The sequence below is a fragment of the Labrenzia sp. THAF191a genome, from assembly GCF_009363335.1.
Classification (GTDB): domain Bacteria; phylum Pseudomonadota; class Alphaproteobacteria; order Rhizobiales; family Stappiaceae; genus Roseibium; species Roseibium algicola.
Genome location: NZ_CP045333.1, coordinates 2,921,293 through 2,936,279 on the forward strand (window position 1 = coordinate 2,921,293; position 14,987 = coordinate 2,936,279).

The 14,987-nt window shown below is 61.2% G+C and carries 16 protein-coding genes; 5 read left to right on the plus strand and 11 right to left on the minus strand.

All coding sequences use genetic code 11. The annotated features are described in order from the left end of the window. Window positions 1–4 precede the first annotated feature (4 nt). From FIV05_RS13325 to lgt, 10 genes are all read right to left on the minus strand, one after another. Entirely contained in the window at window positions 5–949 is a 945-nt protein-coding gene (locus FIV05_RS13325) for an ABC transporter permease (protein ID WP_152509882.1), read from the minus strand. Then, a complete protein-coding gene (locus tag FIV05_RS13330) occupies window positions 946–2,028 on the minus strand; it encodes an ABC transporter permease (RefSeq protein WP_062487649.1) in 1,083 nt (360 codons plus the stop codon). The genes FIV05_RS13325 and FIV05_RS13330 overlap by 4 nt, the downstream gene beginning before the upstream one ends. Then, window positions 2,025–3,572 (minus strand): ABC transporter ATP-binding protein, encoded by a 1,548-nt coding sequence (locus FIV05_RS13335; protein WP_152509883.1) that lies wholly within the window; start codon window positions 3,570–3,572, stop codon window positions 2,025–2,027. Before FIV05_RS13335 ends, FIV05_RS13330 begins: the two co-directional genes overlap by 4 nt. Before the next feature lie 95 nt (window positions 3,573–3,667). Further along, entirely contained in the window at window positions 3,668–4,675 is a 1,008-nt protein-coding gene (locus FIV05_RS13340; RefSeq protein ID WP_031268255.1) for a BMP family protein, read from the minus strand. 391 nt (window positions 4,676–5,066) lie between these two features. Continuing rightward, a complete protein-coding gene (locus FIV05_RS13345) occupies window positions 5,067–5,999 on the minus strand; it encodes a ribose-phosphate pyrophosphokinase (protein ID WP_031268253.1) in 933 nt (310 codons plus the stop codon). A gap of 239 nt (window positions 6,000–6,238) precedes the next feature. After that, window positions 6,239–6,760: a hypothetical protein gene (locus tag FIV05_RS13350; protein ID WP_152509884.1), complete on the minus strand. Its 522-nt coding sequence runs from the start codon at window positions 6,758–6,760 to the stop codon at window positions 6,239–6,241. A 91-nt stretch (window positions 6,761–6,851) separates the two neighbouring features. Next, window positions 6,852–8,009 carry a Xaa-Pro peptidase family protein gene (locus FIV05_RS13355; RefSeq protein ID WP_152509885.1) on the minus strand — a complete coding sequence of 386 codons (1,158 nt, stop codon included), beginning with the start codon at window positions 8,007–8,009 and terminating at the stop codon, window positions 6,852–6,854. Window positions 8,010–8,018: 9 nt separating this feature from the next. Further along, window positions 8,019–8,783 carry a peptidoglycan editing factor PgeF gene (gene pgeF / locus FIV05_RS13360; RefSeq protein WP_152509886.1) on the minus strand — a complete coding sequence of 255 codons (765 nt, stop codon included), beginning with the start codon at window positions 8,781–8,783 and terminating at the stop codon, window positions 8,019–8,021. Window positions 8,784–8,839: 56 nt separating this feature from the next. Continuing rightward, window positions 8,840–9,928 (minus strand): class I SAM-dependent methyltransferase, encoded by a 1,089-nt coding sequence (locus FIV05_RS13365; protein WP_152509887.1) that lies wholly within the window; start codon window positions 9,926–9,928, stop codon window positions 8,840–8,842. Continuing rightward, on the minus strand, window positions 9,925–10,740 hold the full coding sequence (lgt, locus tag FIV05_RS13370) for a prolipoprotein diacylglyceryl transferase (RefSeq protein ID WP_152511924.1): 816 nt from the start codon (window positions 10,738–10,740) through the stop codon (window positions 9,925–9,927). Before lgt ends, FIV05_RS13365 begins: the two co-directional genes overlap by 4 nt. Window positions 10,741–10,993: 253 nt before the next feature. Here lgt and FIV05_RS13375 point away from each other — a divergent pair, with 253 nt between their 5' ends. The 3 genes from FIV05_RS13375 to proC all read left to right on the plus strand — a co-directional run bounded on the left by FIV05_RS13375 (window position 10,994) and on the right by proC (window position 12,923). Then, entirely contained in the window at window positions 10,994–11,260 is a 267-nt protein-coding gene (locus FIV05_RS13375; RefSeq protein ID WP_022998083.1) for an accessory factor UbiK family protein, read from the plus strand. A 347-nt stretch (window positions 11,261–11,607) separates the two neighbouring features. Further along, complete coding sequence (locus FIV05_RS13380; RefSeq protein ID WP_022998082.1) at window positions 11,608–12,108, plus strand: YbjN domain-containing protein; 501 nt, start codon at window positions 11,608–11,610, stop codon at window positions 12,106–12,108. Beyond that, window positions 12,105–12,923, plus strand: coding sequence for a pyrroline-5-carboxylate reductase (gene proC / locus FIV05_RS13385; RefSeq protein WP_152509888.1), 819 nt, complete (start codon window positions 12,105–12,107; stop codon window positions 12,921–12,923). Before FIV05_RS13380 ends, proC begins: the two co-directional genes overlap by 4 nt. Window positions 12,924–13,031: 108 nt before the next feature. Here proC and FIV05_RS13390 read toward each other — a convergent pair whose 3' ends face one another. Continuing rightward, on the minus strand, window positions 13,032–13,505 hold the full coding sequence (locus FIV05_RS13390) for a ferritin-like domain-containing protein (RefSeq protein WP_055655871.1): 474 nt from the start codon (window positions 13,503–13,505) through the stop codon (window positions 13,032–13,034). 367 nt (window positions 13,506–13,872) lie between these two features. On the opposite strand from FIV05_RS13390, the gene FIV05_RS13395 reads away from it, so the two are divergent. Beyond that, window positions 13,873–14,571: a TetR/AcrR family transcriptional regulator gene (locus tag FIV05_RS13395; RefSeq protein WP_152509889.1), complete on the plus strand. Its 699-nt coding sequence runs from the start codon at window positions 13,873–13,875 to the stop codon at window positions 14,569–14,571. Between the two features lie 70 nt (window positions 14,572–14,641). Beyond that, complete coding sequence (locus FIV05_RS13400; protein WP_022998077.1) at window positions 14,642–14,983, plus strand: tRNA-binding protein; 342 nt, start codon at window positions 14,642–14,644, stop codon at window positions 14,981–14,983. Window positions 14,984–14,987: the final 4 nt, after the last annotated feature.

Genomic DNA, 14,987 nt, shown 5'->3' on the forward strand with positions numbered 1-14,987 from the left:
TGTCTCAGCGTTGACCACGGAAGTAGGGCACAAGAAGAGCCCTTGGATAGTCTGCCCGGCGGGCAACGACAATCAGCGCGGCGATGGAAAGCAGATACGGCATCATCAGGAACACCTGGCCGGGAATGAAGCTGCCGACCTCGGTCTGAAGACGCACCTGGAAGGCATCAAAAGCCCCGAAGAGCAGAGCGCCGATCAGGGCCTTGCCGGGTCGCCAGGAGGCGAACACCGTCAGGGCGATGCAGATCCAGCCACGGCCGTTGACCATGCCGAAGAAAAACGCGTCGAAGGCCGACATGGTCAGGAACGCGCCGCCGAGCGCCATGATCGCGGAGCCGGCAACCACAGTCCCGATGCGGATCGCATAAACGGAGAGGCCCTGTGATTCCACGGCAGCCGGATTGTCGCCGACCGCCTGAATGGCCAGGCCGAGCGGGGTCCGGTAGAGCACATAGGCCGTAACCGCGACCAACAGCAGGGCGAGGAAGGTCAGGGGCGTTTGTTGGAACAGGGCCGGCCCGAGGAACGGCAGGTCGCTCAGGCCCGGAATGTCGAGCGGCTTGAAAGCCTCGATCCGGGGCGGTGACGAGACATCCGGCAGGGCCGTCCGGTAGATGAAATAACTGAGCGAGGTGGCAAACAGCGTCACGCCAATGCCCGAGACATGCTGCGAGAGCCCGAGAGGCACGGTCAGAATGGCGTGGATCAGTCCGAAGAAGGCGCCGGCCATCGCCGCGACCAGAACGCCGCCCCACAGGCCTGCGCCAAGCCAGACCGCCATCCAGCCGGCCATGGCGCCGGCTGTGAAAATGCCTTCGATGCCGAGGTTGAGGACGCCGGCACGTTCGCAAACAAGCGCTCCGATGACACCGAAGATCAGCGGGGTCGCGATGCGGAGCGCGGCGGCCCAGAAGTTGGCGGAGATGAGAATGTCGAGGACTTCGGTCATTCTGCTGCCTCCGGGTTTGCCTGGCTGCCGACGAAGCGGATCTTGAAGCGCAGGAAAAGACCGGAGACCAGGACGCACAGCAGCGCCATGGCGACGATCAGGTCCGCCAGATAGTTGGAGACGCCGGTGGCACGGGACATGGAATCGGCCCCTACAAAGATGCTCGCGATGAAGAGAGCCGCCAGAACGACACCGGCCGGGGAAAGCCCGGCAAGCATGGCGACAACGATGCCGGAATAGCCGAAACCGGGCGAAAGGTCAGCGGTCAGATAGCCCTTCAGACCGGCAACTTCGCCGACGCCGGCAAGCCCTGCCAGCGCGCCGGACAGAAGACCGACGCGGATGAAGGTTGCCGTGACCGGAATACCGGCGTGGCGGGCGGCGGCCGCGTTCTCGCCGACCGCGCGGATTTCGAAACCCCAGACGGTGCGTTTCAAGAGGAAATAGACGCCGAGCGACGAAACGAGGGCGATGACAAGGCCCCAGTGAATGCGCATCCGGTCCATCAGCTTGGGTAGGGCCGCTTCATCGAGAATGGGTTCCGATTGTGGCCAGCCCATGCCCATGGGGTCCTTCATCGGGCCTTCCAGCATCATCTGCACGAAAAGCAGGATGATGAAGTTCAGCAGCAAGGTGGTGACGACTTCATCGACGCCAAGCCGGGTTTTCAAAAGGGTTGGACCAAGCATGACCAGCCCGCCGGCGAGCGCGCCGGCAACGATCACCATGGGAATGAGAAGGTAGGGCGGTGCGGAAATGACACCGGTGCCGACGGCAACCGCCGCAAGTGCGCCGGCATAAAGCTGGCCTTCCGCGCCGATGTTCCAGAGCTTTGCCCGGAAGGCGACGGCAGCCGCCAGGCCGGTGAGGATCAGCGGTGTCGCCCTTGTCAGCATTTCGGTGAAGGCAAAGAGTGAGCCGAAGGCGCCCTTGGCCATGAGGCTGTAGGCCTCGAACACCGACAGGCCCGCAAAGGCCATGGGGATGGCGGCAAGCACCAGCGCGGCAACGGCGGCGGCGATCGATACGCCCAGCATACGGGAAACGGAGGAGGGGCCACGCGGTTCGAAGCGGATCATGCTGCGTCCTCCGCATTGTGGCCGGCCATCCTGAGGCCGAGAGAGCCGCGGTCCAGCGTCTCGCTCGGTTCTGCTGCGGACAGATGTCCGCGGTGGATCACGGCGATCCTGTCGGAAAGGCGCATGAGTTCGTCGAGATCCTCCGAGATCAGGATGACACCGGCCCCGCGGTCGCGAGCCGCCAGCAGGCGCTTGTGAACATCGGACGTGGCGCCGACATCCAGCCCGCGCGACGGCTGGGCGGCCAGCACCACCTTTGGAACGGTTTCAAGGGTTCTGGCCAGCACGATCTTCTGGATATTGCCACCGGACAACAGCCGCGCCGGACTGTCCTCGCTCTGACACCGGATATCGTAGGCCTTGATCAGGTTGCGCGCCCGCTCCCGCATGGCGGAAAACCGCAGCAGACCAAGGCGCTGGTTTTCCGGTTTGCGAATGGCTTCGATGGCAAGATTTTCCGAAACGCTCATCGCCCCGACAATGCCGTCGTGGTGACGGTCTTCGGGAATGCGGGCAAGGCCGTTGTCGATCATGGTTCGGGCACTTGCGTGGCCGATCACCGTGCCTTCCAGCGTCATGGATCCTTGGGTGAGCGGTTCCAGACCGGAAATGACCCGTGCAAGCGTCGTCTGGCCGTTGCCCGAAACCCCGGCAATGCCGAGGATTTCGCCGGATTTCAGCGTGAGATCGACCGCGTGCAAGGCATCGCGGCCATGTCCGGCGGAAGCCTTGTTCAAGACGAAAAGCGGTGCGCCCGGTGTGCCTGGGGACCGCATTGTCTCGACAATTGCATGGCCGACCATCAACTCGGCCAGCTTTCGCCGGTCGCATTCCGCTGTCGGCAGGTCGGCGACCTTGCGGCCACCGCGCAGCACGGCGACCCGGTGCGAAGAGGCAAGGACTTCCGCCAGCTTGTGCGAGATGAAGATGATGCCGAGCCCGTCGTCGGCCAGCTTTTTCAAGGTCGCGAACAGAGTGTCGGATTCCTGGGGCGTCAGCACAGCGGTCGGTTCGTCCAGAACCAGCACGCGGGCATCGCGGTAGAGAGCCTTCAGGATTTCCACCCGCTGTTTTTCGCCGACGGAAAGCTGGGAAATGCGGGCGTCGAGGGAAACCGTCAGGCCGGAGCGGGCCATCAGCTCTTCCAGTTTGCGGCGGGCAGGCGCCCGGGAAGAGGAAAGCGCGGCAAGCCGTTCCGTGCCCAGAAGGATGTTGTCGAGCGCGCTCAGGTTTTCGGCAAGGGTGAAGTGCTGGTGCACCATGCCAATGCCGGCCTGGAGTGCGGCATACGGCGAGCCTGGTTCCAGTTCGCTCAAGCCGGAGCCGTCCGGCGAAACCATGACCCGGCCTTCGTCGGCCACGTAGTGCCCGAAAAGGATGTTCATCAAGGTGGTCTTGCCGGCGCCGTTCTCGCCGAGAAGGGCAAGGATCTCGCCCTGTTTCAAATCGAGCGATACGTCGCCATTGGCCGTCAGAGCGCCGAAGCGCTTGGTGATGCCGTCCAATCGCAGCACGACACCAGCGTCCTGTGCCGGACCTGCCATATGATCCCCCCGGGAAAAGAATGAATGCCGCGCTTGACCCCGCGGCCGGGAATCGCCGGCGGTCATTGTGACCGCCGGACGTGGCAGGCGAAAGCCTACATGGTGGATTTCGGTTCGCTGTCGTTCACATTGACGCGGAACAGGCCGTCGAGGATTTCCTGCTCCTTGGCCTTTGCCGCGGAAACCGCGTCGGCAGGAGCAAGGCTTTCGTCAACAACGAAGCTGCCTCCGCCGTAGGACATGAAGCTGTAGGGGCCGAAATCGGCGGGTTCAAAGGTGTCGCTGGCAACAAGGCCGATCGCCTTGTCGATGGTCGGTTCCATGTGCCACAGCGCGGAGGACAGGATGGTGCCCGGATAGTCGCTTGCCGTGTCGATCACGTTGCCGATCGCCAGAATGCCTTTTTCCTTGGCCGCATCGGAAACGCCGAAGCGCTCTGCGTAGAGAATGTCCGCACCCTTGTCGATCATCGCGAAGGCAGCTTCCTTGGCCTTGGGCGGGTCGTACCAGGAGTTGATGAAGGTCACGAGGAACTTCACGTCCGGGTTCACGGAGGTTGCGCCTTCCATGAAGGCGTTCATCAGGCGGTTCACTTCCGGAATGGCGTAGCCGCCGACCATGCCGATGACATTCGACTTGGTGGTGGCGCCGGCGATCATGCCGGAGAGATAGCTCGGCTCATGGATCCAGTTGTCGAAGACGGCAAAGTTCGGCTGAGCCGGTCCGAAGGACGACCCCATCAGGAAAGCCGTGTCCGGATATTCTGCAGCCACCTTGCGGGCGGCGCGCTCGACGGCGAATGCTTCGCCAACCACCAGATCCATGCCCTGTTCGGCGTATTCGCGCATGACACGCTCATAGTCGGTGTTGGCAACGTTTTCGGAGAAGGTGTAGGTGATTTCGCCGCGTTCCTGGGCGGCTTTCAGCGCCTTGTCGATGCGGCTGACCCACTGCTGTTCGACCGGAACGGTGTAGATCGCTGCGACCTTGACCGGGTCGGCGGCATTGGCGGAAGGAACGGACAGTCCTGCCGATACTGTGACAGCCAGAGCGGCCGTCAACATGGCCCTGCGGGCCCTGGAAAATGGTTTGGAAGTGAGCATCTGAAATCCCCTGGAAAAGACCTTGTGCAGACTTAGATGACCACAAAATATGCGTGCTCACAAGCTAGGCAGGAGCTTCGGCGGCAAATTTTTTGAACAATTGGGAAAATTTGTGAAGCTTGGCGCGGACTGGTTGTGAGGGGTGGAAACTACCCGTTCGGTGTTGGCGTGAATGTGGCCTGAAGGGGCGGTTACAAGGTCCCGGCTGCAAAACCTGTGGGGGCCGGCTTCCAGCTCCGATTCCCTCCTGCCGGGTCGGGCCTGGGCCCAATTTTACGGCAGCGGGCAATACGGCAATCTTGGAAAAGGCAAGTTTCGCAGAAAGATATGGCCTGAACGCAAAAACGCCCGGCATGGGCCGGGCGTCATGAGCAGTCGACTGTTTCGGCGATCAGCTGAAGAGACTGGAAACCGACTTTTCCAGTGCCGTGCGGTTGATTGCTTCTCCGATCAGCGGGGCAATCGAGATTGCACGGATGTTGGCTGCAGCCGTGATGGCGGCAGTCGGTTCGATGGAGTTGGTGATGACCAGCTCCTTCAGCTTGGAAGAGGTCACGCGGGCGACGGCACCACCGGACAGAACGCCGTGAGTGATATAGGCCGTTACCGACTGTGCGCCCTTGGACAACAGGGCTTCGGCAGCGTTGCAGAGCGTGCCGCCACTGTCGACGATGTCGTCGACCAGGATGCAGTCATAGCCCTTGACGTCACCGATGATGTTCATGACTTCCGATTCCCCGGGCTTGTCGCGACGCTTGTCGACGATGGAGAGCGGAGCTTCGATGCGTTTGGCAAGTGCGCGGGCGCGCACCACGCCGCCGACATCCGGAGACACGACCATGACATTGTCGGTCGCGTAGCGTTCCTTGATGTCGCGCGTCATGACGGGCGCTGCGAACAGGTTGTCTGTCGGGATATCGAAAAAACCCTGGATCTGACCGGCGTGGAGATCCAGGGTTAGAATGCGGTCGGCACCGGCTTCGGTAATGAGATTGGCCACCAGCTTTGCCGAGATCGGGGTTCGGCCGGATGCGCGGCGATCCTGCCGGGCGTAGCCGAAATACGGAATGACCGCGGTGATGCGGCGGGCAGAGGACCGGCGGAGCGCATCGATGATGATGAGCAGCTCCATCAGGTGGTCGTTTGCCGGGTAGCTGGTCGGCTGGACGACGAATACATCTTCGCCGCGTACGTTTTCCTGGATTTCTACGAAGATTTCCTGGTCGGCAAACCGCCGGACCTGGCATTTGGCGAGAGGGGCATCCAGATATTTGGATATTTCCTCAGCCAGGGCTCGGTTGGAATTGCCCGCGACGATCTTCATGAGCCGCAAGTCCTTCTGGTGCGACGGCGGTTTTGCAGACAGGTTGTGCCTTGCAAACACGCGGAAAGGCCTAGGTCTTAAGTCATGTGCCGGGTGCCGGGAGCCTCGCTCGGAAACCCTCGGCAGGCGGCGGCGTTGTAACAACCAAGCAACCGGACCACAACAGGCGTTCGTGCCTGACGCCCGCTTTTTTTTATTTTTTGTGACGCCACGCCGGAATTACCCGGCAAAGCAATTCATTATCGGTTGAGCCAGGCCTTGATTTCCACCATCGAGCGATTGGCAATGCGCGACAGCGTGCCGGAGCTGACAGCCTGCCATGGGTCGCCCGAGGCTCCGCCGGTATCTTCCGTTCCGGAGATTCGCTTCACCCGGCGACCAGAGCTGTCGACGATGTCGAAAACGTAGAAGACCGTGCCATTGGAAGGCTGCCCGGTGGCCGACAGATAGCCATTGACCCGGTAGGTAGCGGCCGCGCCGGTGCGGCGTACCAGCGTGATGCCCTGTTTGCGGGCTTCGGAGCCGATCATTTCGGACAGCTCGTCGGCAATGTTGCCCGGTGCACCGGTAAACGGTTCGAACGCGAAAGTGATGCCTTCTTCCGGGTCGACCTGACCGGCGATCGTCGGCGCGGTGACAGTGGTCGAGATCGGAGTAGGGGGCTGCGGAGCAGCCTGACAGGCTGCAAGCCCCGCTCCAAGCAGTAGAACCGCCAACAGGCGCCGGGAAGAAATGGATTGTTGGGTGGTCTTGTCTGTCATGGAGACGCTTGGCTCTCGCGGTCGATATCGTCGTGGCAGCGGCCCTGCCGGAAACGCGAAACGCAAACCGGGCCGCAAGGTTGAAACTGGTTTAGCCTGACTTGACCGGCAGGTCGAGAGGCAGCTTGGACAAGCACTCTGGCGTTCCGGTCGTGGTCAGATAGGTCTGGCCGAGGGTCATGGCGGTTCCGGAGTTGGAATCCATCAGGATCATATGCATGAAGATGACCATGTCGGGCTTTACCTCGGCCGGATTGGCCCGGTACGCCATGGGCATGTCCATCCAGCTTGGCGTGAACCTGGCACCGAGTGAATAACCGCAGGCGTTCAGCCGGTGCGGCATCAGGCCATGAGCGTCCACCCGTTCCGCATGAGCGTCGAAAACATCGCCGAAAGTCTTGCCGGGAACGAGCTGTGTTTCGACGGCGGCCAGTGCTTCACGTGCGGCGGTGTACATCTCCAGATGCCTGTCCGTCGGCGTGCCGATCACCACCGTGCGCATCAGTGCGGCATGGTAGTGGCGGTAGGCGCCTGCCCATTCCAGTGTCAGCTGGTCCTGTTCGGACAGGTTCCGGCGACCTGCCTTGTAACGGCACAGGAGAGCATCGCGGTCGGAGCCGATGATGAACTCGTTGCCGGGGTAATCGCCGCCACCTTCAAAAATGGCTCCCTGCATCGCAGCCAGGATGCGGCCCTCGTCGGCTCCGGGGTGGATTTCATCCATTGCCGCATAAAAGGCCTTGTCCGCCAGCTCCGCGGCCTTGCGAACATAAACGATTTCCTCGGCGCTTTTCACCGCACGAAGTTCGGGGATCAGGGGCGAGGCATCGCTGACATCGGCGAAACTTGCGAGTTCCTCGTTCAGCTTCAGGGCTATTTTGCCGGTCATGCCCTGTGTGTCGTATTCAACGCCCAGCTTGCAGCCGAGCAGGTCCATGTCGAACAGCAGTTCCTTCAACTGCAGCACCGGGCTGGCGGAGCCGCGGTCGATCCAGATGCGGATGTCCTCGATGTTCGAGGTGTGCTTGGCCTGGCGCTCGTCGGCAGATCGGGTGAGGAGCACCCGGCGTCCTTCCTTCGTCACCACGAGGCACTGGAAGAAGCAGAAACCGAAGGTGTCGTAGCCGGTCAGCCAGTACATGCTCTCCTGGGCGAAGAGCAGCATGGCATCCAGCTTCTGCGCCTCCATGGCGGCTTTCAGCTTGTCAAAGCGGCTTTCAAACTCGGCATCGGAAAAATGAAGTGCCATGGGTGGTCCTCACAAAAGTGCAATCGCGCTGATCTGGCGGCCGTAGTCCGGTTCCTTGCGATGGGTCGTCCGGCGGTAGGAGAAGAAGCGGTCTTCATCGGCATAGGTGCACAGTGCCAGGTCGGCAACGGCCCCCAGTCCAAGAGCCTGCAGCTTGTCCGTAATGAAGGCGGGCAGGTCGAACATGAAGTGCTCTGCCCGTTCCGAAGGCTTGAAGTAGCGGGTGTTGTCCGGGTGCTCCTGAAGGAAACGTTCCTTGAATTCGGGGCCGACCTCATAGGCGCCCTGCGAAATCGTCGGACCCAGCACCGCCGTGATGTTGGTTCTGGTCGCGCCGAGAGCCTCCATGGCGGCAACCGTATTCTGCAAGATGCCGGTAACGGCGCCTTTCCAGCCCGAATGAGCAGCGCCGATGACACCCGCCTTGGTATCCGCAAACAGAAGCGGGCCGCAATCGGCCGTGGCGATGCCTATGGCAAGGCCCGGTGTGGCCGTGACCAGGGCATCGGCCTTGCGGTCCGCATCCTGTGCGAACGGCGCGCTGACGGTGATCACGTCGGCGGAGTGGATCTGATAGGGGGACACCAGGCGATCGGCACCAATGCCGAGCTGGTCGGCAACACGTCCGCGGTTTTCAAGAACGCTGCTGCGCTCATCGTCGGAACCGAGACCGATGTTGAGGCTGGTGTAGATGCCGCCGGAAACGCCGCCCTGGCGGGTGAAGAAGCCGTGCCGGATGCCATCCAGCTTCAAGACGTCTGCTTCAATTTTCATTCAGGGCTCCTGAGGGGGAGGGGATTCGCCACGCCAGCGACTGATCCTTGGGGTGTTCAGGACGCACTGTCAAACGGGGGAAACGAATTTCCGGAATTCGTCACAGCGAGCACCTTGAAAAGATCCCCCATCTGGTCAGGCGCGGCCAGCCGTTCGACGGCATCGCGGATCGCCTCCTGTTCGCTGTGGGTTTTGCCCGCACCAAGGGCACCTGCCCGTTCCAGAAGACCGGTGCGAAGCAGGAATTCACCCTGGGTCAGCGGCGCAAGAGCGCGGGCACCTGCCCGGACAGCCGCCGCCGCCAATGCCTCGAAATTGACATGGGCGGTCAGATCCGCTTCTCCCGGATGAGCCAGGACGTCGTCATAGGCGTGCCTGTAAAGTGCTTGCAGCGTGTCGCCGGCAGCAGTCTTCAGATAGCCGTAGTCAATGACGAGTGCTGCACCGCCATTGTCTGCAATCCTTTGGCCGATTTCTTCGGCGATCGCATTGGCTGCGGGCTGGGTTTCGAAGATCGTGCCGTCCGGTGCAGTGGAAAGGCCAGCGGGCACAGCGTCATCGGGCAGACGGGCGGTGCCAACACCGAAGATCAGCTCTCCGTGCTGCGACAGCCCGATCTGGCGTTCCTGCCAGCCGTGTTCGGTCTTGACGAACTGATGGATTGGCAAGGCGTCGAAAAACTCGTTGGCAACCAGGATCAGCGGACCGTCCGGAACGTCCTGGAACCGGTCGTGAAACTGCGGTTTCAACGGACCGCGCCTCAAAGCCGCTGACTGCATGTCCCTCAGGCGCTGGCTGGTCTCAACCAGGTTCAGGCGAGCCGCGTTCACAAAGGCTGGACGCAGGGCTGCCATCCGCAGGAGGTCGGACATCAGCGTGCCGCGACCGGGCCCAAGTTCGACGAGCTGAAATTCCGCGGGCTCGCCCAGTGCCTGCCAGGCGGACAGGCAGGCTGCCCCGACGAGTTCGCCGAACATCTGGCTGACTTCCGGCGCTGTGACGAAATCGCCTGCGGTGCCGAACGGTTCGCGCGTCATGTAGTAGCCGGCGTCCGGGTCCCCGAGGCAAACGGACATGTATTGTGCGACCGAAAGCGGGCCCTCGGTTTCGATCCGTGCCTTGATCCTGTCTTTCAGTCCCGTCACGCCGCGGTTGCTCCGGTCCGGCGCCGGGCGGCCCAGATCATGGTTGCGAGACCCGCCAGGATCATCGGTACGGACAGGAGTATGCCCATGGTGAGAAAACCGCTCAGATAGCCGATGTGGGCATCCGGTACCCTGTAGAGTTCTGCTATCGACCGGGCGATGCCGTAGCCGAAGGCAAAGGCACCGGCAAGAAAGCCGGGCTTTTGCAAAAGCTTGAAGCGCCGGCTGAGCACCATCAGAACCAGAAACAGCACGATGCCTTCGAGCGCGGCTTCATAGAGCTGGCTTGGATGACGGGGATCCGGTCCGCCGTTCGGAAACACCACGGCCCAGGGTACATCCGTCGGCCGGCCCCAGAGCTCGGAATTGATGAAATTGGCGATACGGCCGAAGAACAGGCCGATTGGGGCAGCGCAACCGGCAAGGTCGAACAGGGTCCAGATCGACAGGCCGCGTTTCCAGGCAAACAGGATCATCGCGATGACGGTGCCGGCAAAGCCGCCGTGGAAGGACATGCCACCGGTCCATATCTCGAGCGCTTCGGCCGGGTGGGCGAAGTAATAGGCCGGATTGTAGAACAGCACGTAGCCGAGGCGCCCACCGATGATGATACCGAGCGTTCCCCACAGCACGAAGTCGTCGATCTCGAGCTGTGTGGGACGGGCAGTACCACCCCACAGCCGGTCGTTGGCCACCAGCAGACGCATGTAGCGCCAGGCCAGCAGTATGCCGACGATATAGGCAAGCGCGTACCAGCGCAGGGCAAAGGGCCCGAATTCGACGAGTACAGGATCGATTGCGGGAAAGGGCATAACCAGAACAGGCGGCACGGCAGAACCTTCCGATGGTGCGCGGGCGGGTTTCGGGCTGAACGCTTGCGCGATCTTGTCCGCCTCGTCAAGCCGACACGGGTTTGTCAGGCTGGTGGGGCGCTACCCGCAGGAGGGTTCGGGAGATTACTCCTATTGATTGTGAATTCGGCTGCGGCGGAATTGGTCCTTGAAGTTCCCGCCATTCCCTCATACCTGTCTCCCATCGCATGTTTTTCCGATCAAGGAGGGTCCGATGACCCAAGGCCCGAACCGTCTTCTCGATGATTTTGCCAAGCTGATGACCGATGCCGCCGGTGTTGCCCAGGGTGCTCGCCGCGAGGTGGAGACCGCCTTCCGTGCGCAGGCCGAGCGTTTCCTGTCCGACATGGACGTGGTTTCGCGCGAAGAGCACGAAGCGGTCAAAGAGATGGCAGTGCGCGCTCTGGACCGGATCGACGAGCTCGAATCGCGGATCGCCAAACTCGAAAATCCGGAATCCGGCGCTGCTGGAGACGCTTAACCCGATTTGTTGACGTCGATGTGAGCGTTTTCTGTTAATAGTTGATGACAGAATTACGACGCGTGAACATGGCGGGTTTGCGTTGATTTTGGGCAGTGTGATGAAAAATACCGCTGAGTCGTCCACAAGTTTCGGCTTTTTTCGCTCAATTGGTATGTATCGCTTAAATCAATCCTGCTCCTATACTGAAAGATAACAGGGATTCGTCGGAGCAAGACGGAACCGGTTCCCTTCTAAAGGGCCGTAACAGGACGCGTTTTGCTCCTCCGGCATGGGACTTTTCCCGGCGGCCCGCCCGGTTATCGTGATCGGGTTCCAGGCCCCCGGCTCAGAAGGGGAGTAGGCACATGAGCCTCATCGAGCTTGAACTCGAGCGACCTGGTAATCCCGTTGACACCATCGAGACGTTCGCCGCCTTGAACGACTGGACGTTCGAAAGGTCGGACGAAGACGAGATCACCATATCCCTGGAGGGGAGCTGGTGTGATTACCACGTCTCCTTCTCGTGGATGGAGGAAGTCGAAGCCCTTCATCTTGCCTGCGCTTTTGACCTCAAGGTCACCGAATTGCGCAAGACGGAAGTTGTCCGTCTGCTCGCACTGGTCAATGAACAGCTCTGGATGGGCCACTTCGATCTCTGGAACAAGGAGAACGTGGTGATGTTCCGGCAGTCGCTGCTTCTTGCGGGCGGAGCGGAGGCCTCCTCGGCACAGATCGAGGGAATGCTGACAAATGCCCTTGAAAACTGCGAACGTTTCTATCAAGCCTTTCAATTCGTCGTCTGGGCCGGTCATTCGGCAGCCGAGGCGTTGAATACGGCCTTGTTTGAAACCGCAGGAGAAGCATGAGCTTTTCAAAGGAACGGCCTTTCCTTCTTGTCGGAGCCGGCAAGATGGGCGGGGCAATGTTATCAGGCTGGATGGCGGAAGGGATCGATCCCGCCGCCATCGTGGTCAGCGACCCGCGTCTTTCCGAAGAGATGGACGCCCTCCTCAAGAAACACGGCATCCGCCATGTGACTTCGGTCCCGGATGACCTCACGGGTGGCATCGTACTGGTGGCGATCAAGCCACAACTCATGGACCAGGTCCTGCCCGGGCTGAAGTCTGCCATTGCTGCCGACACGCTGGTGCTGTCGATTGCGGCGGGTACTCCGGTTGCCAAATTCGAGGAATACTTCGGCAAGGTGCCGATCTGCCGCTGCATGCCGAACACACCGGCCATGGTCAAACGCGGCATCACGGCGGTGTATCCGACTGAGGCAGTTTCCCCTTCTTCCCGCGAAGATGTCACCAAGCTTCTGTCGGCGGTCGGAAAGGTGGTCTGGCTCGAAAGCGAAGACCAGATCGATCTGGTGACCGGTGTCAGTGGTTCGGGCCCAGCCTATGTTTTCTTCCTCGCAGAAGCCTTGAGCGAAGCGGGCAAGCAGGCCGGGCTTCCGGAAGAGATAGCTCATGAGCTGGCCGTCGCCACGGTGTGCGGGGCAGGGGAGCTTATGCACCAGTCCGGTGAACATCCCTCCATCCTGCGCCAGAACGTTACCAGCCCGAACGGCACGACGGCTGCTGCGCTTGACGTGCTGATGCACGCCGAAGGATTGCAGCCGGTGATGAGCGAGGCGGTTGCCGCCGCCGTCAAACGCGCGCGCGAACTGGCCGGCTGAAGTCATCCCGGCAACACGGGTTTAATCAGACAAAAGGCCGCCGGAACTCCGGCGGCCTTTTGGTTCTCTGGCCCGAAAGCCGAGGGGCCTTCGAGCAGCATGGTGCGGTTACTGCGCGTTGATGGTCGAAACGGCAAGATTGGTCAGCTTGCTGTTTGCCGCTTTTTCCTGATCGAGAATGCCGGTCAGCAGGTCGTGGGCCTCATCGTGGCCGAGGACCTTCGCCCATTCGCGCAGCGTCCCGTAGCGGGCGATCTCATAATGCTCGACCGCCTGGCAGGCAGCCAGCAATGCTGCGTTCTTGGCCGCGCCGCTCGCCTCGCTGATGATGCCGTCGGTTTCCTTGATCAGGCCTTCAATGGCATCGCACTTCTCGCCTTCCGGCTTCTTTCCGAGCGACTTGAAGACCTGTTCCAGAACCTTGACCTGGGATTTCGTTTCTTCCAGATGCTCACCGATCGCATCCTTCAGTTTCTTGCCGTTTGCAGCTTCCTGCAGTTTCGGCATGGTCTTGGTCATGGTTTTTTCGGCGTAGTAGATGTCCTGAAGCGTATGCTCGAAAGCATCGGCAAGCGTTTTCATGGGGCGTCCTTTCACAAGATGCACTTGGCCCGGGGCGGGGCTCGGCAAAGGTCTGTCAAAGCCACCCGGAGACGACCGGCGCGACGCACCGTCTCAACGGGGCTTCGCGTGGGGGAACCGATCGCTCGGGCGGAACAGGTCATGAGAAAGGTGACCGGTCGTCCTTCCGGACAATCCGTACACGGTCTCAGGCCCGTCAGTTCAGGAAACGCCGTGCCAGTCGATTTGGTTCCTGTCCGGTGCCTGCATTTGCCTGAGATCCGCGTTCCTGGAGGGGCGCTCCGACAGCCTGTGGCAGCGGGCCGCCCTTTTCTGCAAGCGCGTGCGATCCTATGTTGTGGGCAGCAAACACACAGGAGGGCCAGCAATGGCGACCGCGAAGACCAAGCAGAAGATCCTGAAGACCTTTCTCGATCTGTTGTCGGAACATCCTTATGAAGACGTCTCGCTGCCGTTGATCGCCGAGACGGCCAAGGTCAAGCTTTCCGAAATGCGCAGCGCCTATGCCTCCAAGCTGATGCTGGTTGCCGCCTTCCTGGAACAGATCGACACCGCTGTTCTGGACGAACGCGACGAGGATATGGGCGACCAGCCCCCGCGCGATCGCCTGTTCGACATCCTGATGAGCCGCATCGACGCCATGGCCGAACACAAGGAAGCCGTGCGTGCGCTCCACAAGGCGGCGCGAAAGGATCCCGCCCTCGCGCTTGACTTCAACTCCCTTGAAGTGCGCTCGCAGAAATGGATGCTGATCGCTGCCGGGATCGATGTTTCCGGGGTCAAGGCAACCGTCGTTGCCCAGGGTCTCTCCGTTGCCTTTGCCCGTGTCGTCGGCGTATGGCTGGACGAGGAAGACGAAGGCATGCCGCGCACGATGGCGCGCCTCGACAAGGAACTGGACAAGGGCACGTCCTTCATGAAGCGGCTGAACAAGCTGGACGGCGTCGCGAAGGGCATCCGCTCGTTCTTCCGCAAGGCATCGGAACGCTCTGGCCGCCGCGGTGACAGGGCGGAAAGTGGCCGGGAAGACACAGACCTCGGCGGAGAAGCCCCGGCAGGCGCCTGAGCGCTGCCCGGGCCTTGCGAACAGTCATCTGACCGTCCATGGTCGCTCGCGGAACAAAAGGAATGTTTTCGTGAGCGATCAGATCAGTTTTGACGATTTCCTGAAAGTGGATGTGCGTGTCGGCCGGGTTATCAAGGCCGAGGAATTTCCCGAAGCACGCAAGCCCGCCTACAAGATGCAGATCGATTTTGGTCCGGAAATCGGCATCAAGAAAACCTCTGCACAGATCACCAAACACTACACACCGGAAACGTTGGTCGGAAAGCTGGTGATGGCGGTGGTCAACTTCCCGCCGCGCCAGATTGGCCCCGTCATGTCCGAAGTGCTGACGCTCGGCGTTCCGGATGCTGATGGCGAAGTGGTGCTTTTGTCGCCGACCAAGGACGTTCCGATCGGCGGTCGGCTTTACTGAACCT

What these genes read in the sequence shown, in the direction of transcription:
- FIV05_RS13340 (WP_031268255.1), bottom strand. Translation starts at nt 4,675, where the DNA reads ATGCTCACTTCCAAACCATTTTCCAGGGCCCGCAGGGCCATGTTGACG.
- FIV05_RS13375 (WP_022998083.1), top strand. Translation starts at nt 10,994, where the DNA reads ATGACCCAAGGCCCGAACCGTCTTCTCGATGATTTTGCCAAGCTGATG.
- FIV05_RS13355 (WP_152509885.1), bottom strand. Translation starts at nt 8,009, where the DNA reads ATGGCACTTCATTTTTCCGATGCCGAGTTTGAAAGCCGCTTTGACAAG.
- FIV05_RS13390 (WP_055655871.1), bottom strand. Translation starts at nt 13,505, where the DNA reads ATGAAAACGCTTGCCGATGCTTTCGAGCATACGCTTCAGGACATCTAC.
- FIV05_RS13330 (WP_062487649.1), bottom strand. Translation starts at nt 2,028, where the DNA reads ATGATCCGCTTCGAACCGCGTGGCCCCTCCTCCGTTTCCCGTATGCTG.
- FIV05_RS13350 (WP_152509884.1), bottom strand. Translation starts at nt 6,760, where the DNA reads ATGACAGACAAGACCACCCAACAATCCATTTCTTCCCGGCGCCTGTTG.
- FIV05_RS13380 (WP_022998082.1), top strand. Translation starts at nt 11,608, where the DNA reads ATGAGCCTCATCGAGCTTGAACTCGAGCGACCTGGTAATCCCGTTGAC.
- pgeF (WP_152509886.1), bottom strand. Translation starts at nt 8,783, where the DNA reads ATGAAAATTGAAGCAGACGTCTTGAAGCTGGATGGCATCCGGCACGGC.
- lgt (WP_152511924.1), bottom strand. Translation starts at nt 10,740, where the DNA reads ATGCCCTTTCCCGCAATCGATCCTGTACTCGTCGAATTCGGGCCCTTT.
- FIV05_RS13345 (WP_031268253.1), bottom strand. Translation starts at nt 5,999, where the DNA reads ATGAAGATCGTCGCGGGCAATTCCAACCGAGCCCTGGCTGAGGAAATA.
- FIV05_RS13395 (WP_152509889.1), top strand. Translation starts at nt 13,873, where the DNA reads ATGGCGACCGCGAAGACCAAGCAGAAGATCCTGAAGACCTTTCTCGAT.
- FIV05_RS13335 (WP_152509883.1), bottom strand. Translation starts at nt 3,572, where the DNA reads ATGGCAGGTCCGGCACAGGACGCTGGTGTCGTGCTGCGATTGGACGGC.
- proC (WP_152509888.1), top strand. Translation starts at nt 12,105, where the DNA reads ATGAGCTTTTCAAAGGAACGGCCTTTCCTTCTTGTCGGAGCCGGCAAG.
- FIV05_RS13325 (WP_152509882.1), bottom strand. Translation starts at nt 949, where the DNA reads ATGACCGAAGTCCTCGACATTCTCATCTCCGCCAACTTCTGGGCCGCC.